This is a genomic window from Tolypothrix sp. PCC 7601 (assembly GCF_025677855.1).
GTDB lineage: Bacteria > Cyanobacteriota > Cyanobacteriia > Cyanobacteriales > Nostocaceae > Aulosira > Aulosira diplosiphon.
In genome coordinates this window covers 4895340-4907894 of record NZ_CP064879.1, presented here as the reverse complement: position 1 = coordinate 4907894, position 12555 = coordinate 4895340, and the positions used below count along the sequence as shown (strand labels likewise).

The window sequence follows — 12555 nt, the reverse complement described above, 5'->3', positions numbered from 1 at the left end:
TTGACAATTAGGCAATTAGAGTTTAGCCTCTGGACAATTTAAAAAGATTTATCTTTTTAGAGAATATTTACTTCTATGAGGAAACACTAGTAGTAGTAAGCTAGTCTGTTGTCCACAGAAGTTAGGTTTTTTTGTGGCTCTATGACTATCGAGAATCGCACTAATAATTCTCAAACTCAGTGGCTTGGTTTTAATATCAAAGGTCTGACACCCCATCGACGAACAGCAAATTTGCTCACGGGGATGTTTGCTGCGATTCCCGTCGCCTTGGCATTGCCTGTCGATGCTTTGCAGGTACAGGTAAATCCTAATAGTCCTAAATTGGGTGACACAATCTCAGTTGTGATTAATGTAGATAATCCCGCCAATGGTAATAATCCCACAGTGACGAGTGGCGATAAGACTTACCCTGCGTTTGAAATTGCACCTAATCAATATCGGGCTTTTATCCCCACAAGTCCCCTAGAACAGGCTGGCAAGAGAACACTCCGAGTTACCGGGGACGATCAGGTGCAAAACTTATCAGTGCAAGTGCAAAAACGCACCTTTCCTGTACAGCGAATAAATCTACCACCAGGGAAAGCTGGAGTAGAAGCCACAGAACTGGAATTAAAACGTGTAGCAGCTTTTAAAGCCTTACAAACACCCGAAAAGTACTGGAGTGGCCCTTTTTTACAGCCAAACAAAGGCCGCGTGAGTACAATTTATGGTGTTCGCCGTTACTATAATGGTAAATTTGCAGATGATTATTATCATCGTGGCGTTGACTACGCTGGTGCAGCCGGTTCACCCGTAGTTGCCCCAGCTGCGGGAAAAGTGGCTTTAGTCGGCAAAGTTTCCCAAGGTTTTCGGGTTCACGGTAATGTCATTGGCATCGATCACGGTCAAGGAGTCACCAGTATTTTCATGCACCTCAGTCGCATTAATGTCAAAGAAGGCGACATTGTTAAACCAGGCCAGCTAATTGGCGCAGTTGGTTCAACGGGTGCTTCCACTGGCCCGCATTTGCACTGGGGTCTTTATGTTAATGGTGTATCGATTGATCCTACGCCTTGGCGAACTAAGGTTGTTGAATAACAAAGATAAGATTGATCAAGACTGTACATAATTTGTATATTTTTTTGCCTATAATTAGGCAAAATGGACTAGATTGGTACCGTCCCTACCTTGCTTCGGTGGCTAAAAGATGATGAGCGTTATGAGTATTGAAAAAATTGTAGAACAAGCTCTCCAGGATGGTTATTTGACACCAGCAATGGAAGCAGAAGTTGGGCGCATCTGTGATAACGCCTCTGAACTCTCAATAGAAGAGTATATGGCGCTGGATAGATTAATGGGGGCGCTATTAACTGGAGAAGTTGTGGCGGTACCTCGCAAACAATTTATTAACGTCATGGAGGAGTTAGTCTTAACAGAAGCGATCTCCCGTGTAGCGGAAATTGAAGCTACTAGCGAAAGCTCTTTAGATGTAGGCGATATTGCCGCTTATGCCCTCAACCGCCTGCCGCCCCTATATGCGACTACGGAAGAAGGTGCTAACTACCAGCGTCAGCGCGCTAAGGCAGAACTTCAAGAACTAATTGCCCTGCAAATAGGTGAAGCGATCGGTCGTAACCTCGATCAACCCAATGACAATAGAACGCCTGTTGTGGCCAAAAGCACAGGTAATGAAGTTCTCCGCCAAGTTAGTAACCTGCTCCAAGTTTACGCACCCACTTTCGAGCAAAAAGCCCAATCTTAATGCTCAAGAGTCTCCAGTCCCAGGTCAACTGTTAATCCTCAGTTGACCTTTGATTCTGGAATATCACTGGCTTTACTTGGAGAAACCCCATTGCCCTTGTCAGATTCCCCGCTTGACGATGCACTACACCAAGGGATAAAGGCGCAATGGCTTTTCATGACTGAAATCAATCTTGAACAATCACTGATGTCCCTACCTTCACTTGCTCATACAGCAATCGGACATCAGGATTACGCATTCTTAAACAACCATGAGAAATCGCAGTTCCTAAAACATTAGTATCTGGCGTACCGTGAAAGCCAATTTCATTATGTCCATCTGACCAAAATCCAATCCATCGGTCTCCCAGAGGACTATCAGGGCCTGCTGCAAAAACTTTATTAGTAATTGGATGCCGCCATACAGGGTTATGTTGCATATGATGCACTTGAAAAGAACCTGTGGGCGTATCCCAACCCTTTTTACCCACTGCAATGGGGTAACTGGCGATGACTACATCTGAACGATAAACATAGGCACGGCGATCGCTTAAATCAACTAACACATGTTTGTCGCCAGTTTTCCACTGACTACTATTAGATGATTCTTGTTGAGCTAAAACCTGCGGTAAAAATGACTGTGGCAGAAAAGACAACAGAGAATTCTTTTTTTGTTCTGGCGATATCAGTCGCGTATTTTGGGAGCCATCAGTTGCTCTAGCTACATTTTTATTGACTGCTCCCGAATTAGTATTATGAAACTTTGTTGTCGAGGATTTGTTAGATCTAGATGTCCTCTGAGTAGATTCATCAGGAAGTACAGATGCACCAAACGCGGTAGCTCCTAGATCTTTTTGAGGTAATTTTTTCGGTTGATTCTGATTCGATGCTAGCGCCTCAAACTGTTGCCCTGTAGACATAACACGCCAATGGACAGCTAGAGATAAGATTGCTGTTCCAAAACAGAGCCACATAATTATCCGCGTTACAGTTACATTTCTTATCATTGCCACCACCTATTTTGATCCCTGACATATCCGTTGGCTAGTTAGATGTACTGAGTCATCCAATCATCAAAAATTTATAAATACTTCTTAATTTCCTTATGAATTTACAAATACCAGTGGGCACACTAAGGCTATGCGGAAGTCTTAACCAATAAATATTGAAATGCCAGACTTCACTCCTTGAAACTTTTGAGGTGCAGCAATCAATCATTAATGGTGTGGGTGGGAGGAAGACCATGTTTGAAAAACTATTGCTAGCAATCACAATCACATTTTCCCTTAATTTCTTTTTGCAAGTTCGGGTACCAGATCAACAAAAGACAGGTACCAATTATCAGCCGCATATAGAAACATCAGCAACAATTCTAGTCACAACCCCAAATAAATAAAAGTCCAAGCAGCTACAACATCTGAAAATGTGAAAATTTTGATTTTGTCCTAGCTAAAATGTTGCTGATATCAAAACCTTGCCTATTTTAGTTTTTCGAGGAAATTTTGGGGAAGAATAGTCATCCCCCTGATTCCTGAATACTTGTAAAAATACCAGGGAAGTTTGAGGCAAATAATCAGAAGGAGAATGAGGAAGCAGCGGAGCAAAGTAGATCAGCGAAGGTAGACAAACTCATAATTACCAATGCCCAATGCGCCATGCCCAATCCCAAATTTTCCTAATATGCTTTATACACTCTTCACTATTTATGTCAAGCGTATGAGGCCAGATGTCACTAACAGCACAAATGTCAGTAACATTGCTGGGTCTCTAGTTGGGAGAAGATTATCGCTAAAAATCAGGCTTTGCAAGGGTCTTGGCTGAAAAACTGCGCTCCTGATTACTAAATTTTGGCTCAAACTTATACACTTCCTTGTTCCAGTCATAAATCCGTCCCTGATTGCGGAACTTCCTGGCAATTACCAGGTCTAATAGTAAGGGATGATTTACAAGCCAGTACGATCTATGAGTCAATCGATTACTGTATCCTGGTCAACGGTTGATGCGAATTTTTCGGAAGCATCAGTGCAAGTTGACAAACTCTCTAATCACGATTTAATTTTGCGCTGTCAAGTCGGACTGCGCCCTGATCGTGCTGCGTTTGCAGAACTACTGCGCCGCTATCAAACTCAAGTCGATCGCGTGTTATATCACTTAGCACCAGATTGGGCTGACAGAGCTGATTTGGCTCAGGAAGTTTGGATTCGCGTGTATCGGAATATTAACCGACTACAAGAACCATCTAAATTTCGAGGCTGGTTAAGCCGGATTGCAACTAACTTGTTTTACGATGAGTTACGCAAACGCAAACGGGTTGTTAGCCCCTTGTCTTTGGATGCTCCCCGCTCAGTAGATGATGGCGAGATGGATTGGGAGATTGCGGGAGATACTCCTGGCCCAGAGGAAGAACTGACCACTAGAGAATTTTACGAGCAACTGCGAGAAGCGATCGCTGATTTACCTGAAGTATTCCGTACTACAATTGTTCTCAGAGAAATCGAAGGTTTGGCATACGAAGAAATTGCCGAAATCACTGGGGTTTCCTTAGGAACTGTGAAGTCAAGAATCGCCAGAGCTAGATCTAGATTGCAAGCTCAGTTGCAAAACTATCTAGATGCTTAAATTTACAGTGTCTTACCTCTGCCAAATGGCAGAACTTCAGTATTAATTAATAAAGATTAATAAGTGTGTAGAAATTTTAAAGAGACTCTGCCATTAGAAAGAAAATTGATGAATTTCTCCAAAATATTCGCTGTCTTTACCCGTGTATGAATTGGTAATAATGTTAAGATGACTACTGATTCTCAGTTTGATGACCGTTCTCGCTGGCAAATATATCAAGAGTTAGCAGATGGAATGGCTAGGCCTACCAATGAATCAACGGGTGCTATGGATGATATAGTGAAGCGCGATCGCTTCGAGTTATTAAGTGCTTACCTCGATGGCGAGGTGACAGCTGCTGAACGTCGGCAAGTAGAAGAATGGCTAGCTAACGATGCTGCCGTTAAGTGCTTGTACGCGCGATTGTTAAATCTCCGGCAAGGCTTGCGGGCAATGCCAGTTCCGGCCTGCGAACAGCCGATAGAGAAAACCGTCGAGCAAGTGATGACACGGATACGCCGACGTTCTCAGATAGTTTGGGCATTTGGCAGTGCTGCTGTTGCTGCTGTTGTTATTGGCTCACTAGCTGGAATTATTCCAGGTGGCGACACCAAAACACTACAACTGGCGCAACAACGCATAGAACCTAGACAGGAAGTTGTACCAGAACCTGCGGTTCCTGAGTCACCTTTGATGGTGGCCATCAATAACCCAGTAATCGAAATTCCCAAAGCAGCAGTTGCCTCTCCGACCAAACCAGTGCATCAAGAAGCGCCTAAACAAGGACATCTTGGGCAGGATATTAACTAAATTGCTTAATTAATTATAAATTGGCAAATCCTGACGGCAGGTCGCTGGCAGTTAAACCGCAGCCAGTCCACCAGCCATTGGCTTGCAGCATACCTCCTAGCTGCTGAACTTGCTCTGGTGACATAAAATAAACCCAAGCCAAACCCAAGGATAAGCCTTGGAGATTGTGGATCTCAATCTCCTGGCGATTGTAGAGATTTTCTGACATTTGGCGTTGCGGCTGGTAATCTTCCAGCTCATCTAGCTGACTCAAAACTTTCGAGTCGGCAAATGAAAGTAAATATCCTTGAACTTGACTGTCCCCTAGAGTCATAGCAGGATAGCCCATTGGTAGTGCAAACAGTTTACCTGGGGCTATAGCTCTTTCGACATCTACGACTTTGCCAGCACAGTATCTTTTATAATTAACTTCCCCTGGTTTGAGAGTGCCGTAAACAAAAACGCTCACAATTCCAGAAAATTTTATGTTTAATTCATTCATAGCTTATTTTACCCAACTGAAATTGTTTGCCTACCATTACAATATGGAGGCAGACATAGAACAAGATTCCAGTAGGAGCATTTTTTGGTGGATTCCCGATATAACCCCGCAGCAATTGAGGAAAAATGGCAACAAACATGGGCTGAACTGGGCTTAGATAAAACCCCTACAAATAGCGCCAAGCCAAAGTTCTACGCTTTATCCATGTTCCCCTACCCATCGGGTAGCCTACACATGGGCCACGTTCGTAATTATACAATTACTGATGTGATCGCCCGCCTCAAGCGAATGCAAGGTTATCGGGTACTGCACCCAATGGGTTGGGATGCCTTCGGCTTACCAGCAGAAAACGCCGCCATTGACCGTGGTGTACCACCAGCCAAGTGGACTTATCAAAATATTTCCCAGATGCGGCAGCAATTGCAGCGCTTGGGGTTATCTATTGATTGGGACTGTGAAGTTGCCACCTGTTCGCCAGACTATTACAAGTGGACACAATGGATTTTCTTGCAATTTTTGCAAGCGGGGTTAGCTTATCAAAAAGAAGCCGCAGTGAACTGGGATCCCATTGATCAAACTGTATTGGCTAACGAACAAGTTGATAATGAAGGGCGTTCCTGGCGCAGTGGGGCAAAAGTTGAGCGGAAATTATTACGGCAGTGGTTTTTTAAGATTACTGACTATGCCGAAGAATTACTCAATGACCTGGATAAATTAACAGGTTGGCCAGAACGCGTCAAGTTAATGCAGGCCAATTGGATTGGCAAATCCACAGGGGCCTACTTGGAATTTCCCATCGTCGGCTTAGATGAGAAAATTAGCGTCTACACTACACGCCCAGATACAGTTTATGGTGTGAGCTATTTGGTGTTAGCACCAGAGCATCCTTTAACCAAGCGCGTTACCAAAAAAGAGCAGCAAGCAGCTGTAGATGCTTTTGTGCAAGAAGTTGCCAATCAAAGCGAATTGGAACGGACTGCAGAAGACAAACCTAAGCGCGGTATCCCCACAGGCGGTAAGGCAATCAATCCCTTTACTGGGGAAGAACTGCCGATATGGATTGCTGACTATGTACTGTATGAGTATGGTACAGGTGCAGTCATGGGTGTACCTGCCCACGATGCCCGAGATTTTAAGTTTGCCAATAAATATAATTTGCCCATTGAGTTTGTGATTGTCGAACCGGAGGCAGTTGCAGATAAAGATTTTAGTTCCACAATTCCCGATGAAAATGGCGAAGTCTCTAATATTATTCAGGTTGAATATAACGAGGCCTATACCGAACCAGGAATTTTAATTAATTCTGGTCAATTTAGTGGCATGGCTTCTACAGATGCCAAGCAAGCAATCGTGGAATATGCCGAACAGCAAGGTTTTGGCAAAGCCCGGGTACAATATCGCCTACGTGATTGGCTAATTTCGCGGCAACGGTATTGGGGTGCGCCAATTCCTATGATTCACTGTCCCAACTGTGGGATAGTGCCAGTCCCAGAAAAAGATTTACCCGTCCAGTTACCAGAAGAAGTGGAATTTACTGGACGTGGTGGTTCGCCTTTGACTCAGTTAGAAAGCTGGGTAAATGTGCCTTGTCCCACTTGCGGCACTCCCGCAAGGCGAGAAACTGACACGATGGATACCTTTATTGATTCCTCGTGGTATTTCTTGCGGTTTACTGACGCAAAGAACGAACAACAGGTGTTTGATTCCAGTAAAACTAACGACTGGATGCCAGTGGATCAGTATGTGGGTGGAATTGAACATGCGATTTTACATTTGTTGTATTCGCGGTTCTTTACTAAAGTGCTGCGAGATAGAGGCTTGTTGAACTTTGATGAACCGTTCCAACGTCTGTTGACTCAAGGGATGGTGCAGGGTTTAACATACATGAATCCCAATAAGGGTGGCAAAGATAAATGGATTGCTTCTCATTTAGTAGATCCTGCTAACCCGCGAGATCCTCAGACAGGGGAACCTTTACAACGCCTGTATGCCACCATGTCTAAATCTAAAGGTAATGGTGTCGCACCAGAAGATGTGATTAACAAATATGGTATAGACACAGCGCGAATGTTCATCTTGTTCAAAGCGCCACCAGAAAAAGATTTGGAATGGGATGAAGCTGATGTTGAAGGGCAATTCCGCTTTTTGAATCGGGTTTGGCGGTTGGTAACAGATTATATTGCTGCTGGAGTATCGAAAAAGAAAGCTGATATCTCTAATTTGACGAAGCCGGAAAAAGAGCTGCGGCGAGCAATTCATACTGCTATCCAAGCAGTCACAGAAGATGTGGAGGACGAATATCAATTCAACACGGCTATTTCGGAATTGATGAAGTTGAGTAATGCCCTAACTGATAGCAGCAGCAAAACTTCACCAATATATGCTGAAGGAATTGAGACTTTAGTGGTATTGCTTGCTCCCTTTGCGCCACATATTGCTGATGAATTGTGGCATTTATTGGGTAACAGAGGTTCTGTCCATACTCAGGATTGGCCAGCTTTTGATGCAGCAGCTTTGGTAGCTGATGAGATTACTTTGGTCATTCAAATCATGGGCAAAACTCGCGGTGCAATTCAAGTGCCATCGCAAGCTGATAAAGCTGCTTTAGAGAAATATGCCAGAGAATCAGAAGTTGCCCAGCGTTACATTGAAGGCAAAGAAATTAAAAAGGTAATTGTTGTACCTGGAAAGTTGGTGAATTTTGTCATCGGCTAAGAATTACAACCATTCCAGCTATGAATTTTGTAGGGTGTGTTATGCCGTAGGCTAACGCACCTTATATTTTTGAAGGTATAAGGTAAAGCTGTAGTCGCCAAGATACCTACTCCTGGTGTGCGTTTAAGTTGCACATTCTCTGTTTAAGACTGTCATCTGTCCCAATACTGGTCGGTTAAGGGCAAAAGGGGAAGGGGAAAAGGAGTAAGAAAACACCTTCAACCCTTACCCTTTAACCTTATTCCCCAAACCAAATTCCGAGTTGAAAATCCTTAACCGAGCAGTATTGTCATCTGTCCTCTCTGACAAAGTTCTGAGCGGAGGAAACCTCGCAAGAGACTTTGCGCTTTGTCTCTTGTTCTTTGTAAAAACAAATGACAAAAGACTAATAACGAAGGTGTTTTAGCTTATCTGCAATTTGCTGTAAAACAGAATCTTTGATGTTGCATCGGTGCGTTGCGCTACACGACAACACACCCTACATTTATTGATACTTCTAGAGTGATATCTATCTGCAATTATCTACAAAAAAAGACCTTTAGGTCTGAGGTTGCCCGATTTTAGTGGATAGAAAGCTAAAACTATACTGCTAAATAACTAAATATAAATATTATTGTTGGTAATGGGATTGCATCTCAGCAAAAACCCTGAAATTGCGAATCTCCGTGAGAATTACTAGAGAGTTGTTTGCAATTGAAACGGACAGGAGGAATCTCTAGGAGTAGTTTTATAATTATGACTTTTGACGATTATGTGCTTTTAAAAACTTACTTATTCTGTATTAGAGGAAAATTTTGTTATTTATACACGAAAAAGCGCTTGAGATTTTTGCTAGCTCAAGCGCTTCCCCGTATAACTTTATACCAACCCACTTGTTTGATGCAACATTTGAAATCCGCAACAACCCCCAAAGGAGGGGCATTACGAGGATAACTAGTGACAAACATGTTGTGAAGTGGTATCACTCCTTGCACTAACTTAGAATATCTTTTCTCGGACAAAACCAGGAATGTGGTGAGTGACACTTTTTCAACTGACACTAGTTAAAAACGACTCACTTAGGAACGGTATCCACTCAGGCGCAGTCAGAAAGTTACTACTTTGGGTATGTAGTATAAAAACGTCGAGTAGCTTGGCGATCGCTTGGACATTGTTGCAAATACAGCACTTACATAAAATACACGGCTGTGTATCATAAGTTCTCTAACTATCTCAGCACCACCAAAAATCATCAGCTGATGGGAGTTTAGTTACCTGAAAAATGCCGTATTCAGCTAAGTTTGCTTGATATTTCCTAGAGCATAATCATGAAAGTTTTACCCACATTATTTAAGGGAGTTTGAGTTTATAAATACTTTGCATAAAGTTGAGCTTATGGTTTGATGGTAACTCTATAAATAAATATTTGGTTAGTATTCTAAATTAATGTCTACTTACAAATGAAAATTGGCTCAATATATTGTCGCTGCTGGCAATTGGCCGTTTAGAGAAAAGTTTAAGCTTGCGATCGCAAGCTGAAATTTCTGCCTCATAGAGGATTGCCATTATTGACAATTTGACTATTGGATAAATCATTCAGGAATGAACCTGAAGACTGGTAATTTTGCAAGGGTGTTTTTATCTGATTTTAGATGCTTTTAAAATAGATTTCTCTTCACATCAGGAGCAAAGTCATTTGCTTGATAAAGCATACATGAAGAAGTGCTCTTACAACATGAAATTATCTTTAAAGTATTGCTTTTGCTTTCAGGGAAAAGTATCCTAGCTAGTGTTTCTACTGAGTCCAAGCACCGGCAAACCGCAATTACAGCTGAAAATTTTAACAATGAAAGTACTTGTAACTGGAACTGAAGGTTATATCGGCTCGTTATTAGCACCTCTGTTAATACAACAAGGTTATGAAGTTATTGCCGTGGATACGGGCTTTTATAAGGTTGGTTGGTTGTACAATGGCACAGAACTAACTGCCAAAACCTTAAATAAAGACATCCGTAATATTACGGCTTCCGACCTGGAGGGAGTTGATGCGATCGTTCACATGGCAGAACTATCTAACGATCCTTTAGGTCAGTTAGCCCCGACCATCACTTACGATATCAACCACAAAGGTTCAGTACATTTAGCAAAGCTGGCTAAGGAAGCAGGGGTGCGACGTTTTGTCTACACTTCTTCATGTAGCGTTTATGGCTTTGCAACTGAAGATTATGTAGACGAAGAGTCTACTATTAATCCTCAAACCGCCTATGCCAAATGCAAGGGTTTGGTAGAACAAGATGTAAAGCATCTGGCTGATGACAGCTTTTCTCCGACATTTTTGCGGAATGCTACAGCCTATGGAGCTTCTCCGAGGATGCGTTTTGATATTGTCTTGAATAATCTTTCAGGTTGGGCATGGACAATTAAAGAAATTAAGATGAATAGCGATGGCACACCTTGGCGGCCGCTAGTGCATATATTGGATATCTGTAAAGCCATTATTTGTACCTTAGAAGCACCACGAGATGTGATTCACAACCAAATTTTTAATGTTGGGGATACAAATGGCAACTATCAAGTTAAACAAATTGCTGAGATAGTTGCAGATGTATTTACAGGTTGTCAATTAAGCTTTGGTAAACACGATCCTGACAACCGCAGTTATCGGGTTTCTTTCGATAAAATCAATAAAAATTTGCCGGGATTTAAGTGTGAGTGGGATGCCCGACGTGGTGCCCAACAACTCTATAATGTCTTCAAACAGATTGACATGACTAGAGAAGAGTTTGAGTCTAGAGGTTTTACTCGTCTCAAACAACTAGAATATCTGATTCGCACTCAGCAAATCGATCAAGATTTCTTCTGGCGGACTGTTTAAATTGGAAATCTGATTGCCAAAACAATATAAATCATGAATCTACCAAAAATAACCGATAATCAACTCATCACGGGTGAGTGTCTTTTTTGTGGAACGGGTTTGCGCCATACCTTCGTAGATTTAGGTATGTCTCCTCCCTGCGAAAGCTATCGCAGCCTCAAGCAGCTGAATGAAGTGGAGCCTTTTTATCCATTACACGCCTATGTCTGCGAGAATTGTCTTTTAGTTCAATTGCAAGAATACGTTAGTCCAGAAAATATTTTTAGTGACTACGCATATTTCTCTTCCTATTCTGATAGTTGGTTGAAACATGCCAAGAACTATGTTGATTTGGTAGTAGAGCGTTTCCAGTTAAATCAGCAAAGTCAGGTAATAGAAATTGCTAGTAATGATGGCTATTTACTGCAATACTTCGTTGAGAAAAATATTCCAGCATTGGGAATTGAACCAGCAGCTAATGTGGCTGAAGTAGCTATTAAAAAAGGCATTCCTACAGTTGTTAAATTTTTTGGGCAAGAAACAGCCAAAGAACAAGTTGCTAAAGGTGTCAAGGCAGATTTGTTACTGGGTAATAATGTTCTAGCTCATACACCCTATCTTAATGACTTTGTCAAAGGGATGAAAATCATCCTCAAACCGCAAGGTGTAATTACAATGGAATTCCCTCACCTGATGCGGCTAATTGATGAAAATCAGTTTGATACTATTTATCACGAGCATTTCTCTTATTTCTCTTTCCTCACAGTAGAAAAGATTTTTGCAACTCATGGGTTAACAATTTTTGATGTGCAAGAATTGAAGAGTCATGGCGGTTCTTTAAGAATTTACGCTCGCCATACTGAAGATGATTCTCAACCTGTGAGCGAGCAAGTAATAGAACTGAAAGCCAGAGAAGAAGCTGCTGGATTTCATAAGCTAGAGTACTATTTTTCTTTTGGCGAAAAAGTCAAAGAAACTAAACGCAAGTTATTGGATTTCTTAATTCAAGCGAAGCGAGAAGGTAAATCAATTGCAGGTTACGGTGCGCCAGGGAAGGGTAATACTCTGTTAAACTATTGTGGTATCCGTACAGATTTTCTGGATTATACAGTAGACCGTAGCCCTTACAAACAAGGTCAATTTTTACCGGGTACTCATATTCCCATTTTTCATCCTGACAAGATTCAAGAAACTAAACCAGATTATGTGCTGATTTTACCTTGGAATCTCAAGGATGAAATTATGTCACAAATTGCCTACATTCGGGATTGGGGCGGTAAATTTGTGGTGCCAATTCCAGAGGTGCAAATCTACTCTTAAATATTTAGTCAACCCTCTGAGACAGTCAGAGGGCTAAATAAGATTCAAAATAAATATACCAGCATTACTTGCAATTTTT

The 12555-nt window shown here is 42.0% G+C and carries 9 protein-coding genes; 7 read left to right on the top strand and 2 right to left on the bottom strand.

The window, feature by feature from the left end; all coding sequences use genetic code 11:
• The first annotated feature begins 141 nt into the window (after positions 1 to 141).
• Together HG267_RS20165 and HG267_RS20160 are read left to right on the top strand one after the other, a co-directional pair.
• On the top strand, positions 142 to 1077 hold the full coding sequence (locus HG267_RS20165; RefSeq protein WP_045873425.1) for a M23 family metallopeptidase: 936 nt from the start codon (positions 142 to 144) through the stop codon (positions 1075 to 1077).
• A gap of 121 nt (positions 1078 to 1198) precedes the next feature.
• Complete coding sequence (locus HG267_RS20160; RefSeq protein WP_045873462.1) at positions 1199 to 1741, top strand: late competence development ComFB family protein; 543 nt, start codon at positions 1199 to 1201, stop codon at positions 1739 to 1741.
• Positions 1742 to 1907: 166 nt separating this feature from the next.
• On the opposite strand, the gene HG267_RS20155 is transcribed toward HG267_RS20160, so the two are convergent.
• Entirely contained in the window at positions 1908 to 2693 is a 786-nt protein-coding gene (locus HG267_RS20155) for a L,D-transpeptidase (protein ID WP_045873426.1), read from the bottom strand.
• A gap of 988 nt (positions 2694 to 3681) precedes the next feature.
• Here HG267_RS20155 and HG267_RS20145 point away from each other — a divergent pair.
• Both HG267_RS20145 and HG267_RS20140 read left to right on the top strand, forming a co-directional pair.
• Positions 3682 to 4338: a sigma-70 family RNA polymerase sigma factor gene (locus HG267_RS20145; protein WP_045873427.1), complete on the top strand. Its 657-nt coding sequence runs from the start codon at positions 3682 to 3684 to the stop codon at positions 4336 to 4338.
• Positions 4339 to 4506: 168 nt separating this feature from the next.
• Positions 4507 to 5127, top strand: coding sequence for an anti-sigma factor family protein (locus tag HG267_RS20140; RefSeq protein WP_045873428.1), 621 nt, complete (start codon positions 4507 to 4509; stop codon positions 5125 to 5127).
• Between the two features lie 13 nt (positions 5128 to 5140).
• Here the strand turns inward: HG267_RS20140 and HG267_RS20135 are convergent, their stop codons facing one another.
• Positions 5141 to 5608 (bottom strand): gamma-glutamylcyclotransferase, encoded by a 468-nt coding sequence (locus HG267_RS20135; RefSeq protein WP_045873429.1) that lies wholly within the window; start codon positions 5606 to 5608, stop codon positions 5141 to 5143.
• An 87-nt stretch (positions 5609 to 5695) separates the two neighbouring features.
• On the opposite strand from HG267_RS20135, the gene leuS reads away from it, so the two are divergent.
• The 3 genes from leuS to HG267_RS20120 all read left to right on the top strand — a co-directional run bounded on the left by leuS (position 5696) and on the right by HG267_RS20120 (position 12476).
• Complete coding sequence (gene leuS / locus HG267_RS20130) at positions 5696 to 8323, top strand: leucine--tRNA ligase (protein WP_045873430.1); 2628 nt, start codon at positions 5696 to 5698, stop codon at positions 8321 to 8323.
• A 1825-nt stretch (positions 8324 to 10148) separates the two neighbouring features.
• A complete protein-coding gene (locus tag HG267_RS20125) occupies positions 10149 to 11177 on the top strand; it encodes an NAD-dependent epimerase/dehydratase family protein (protein WP_045873463.1) in 1029 nt (342 codons plus the stop codon).
• A gap of 33 nt (positions 11178 to 11210) precedes the next feature.
• A complete protein-coding gene (locus HG267_RS20120; protein WP_045873431.1) occupies positions 11211 to 12476 on the top strand; it encodes a class I SAM-dependent methyltransferase in 1266 nt (421 codons plus the stop codon).
• Positions 12477 to 12555 lie beyond the last annotated feature (79 nt).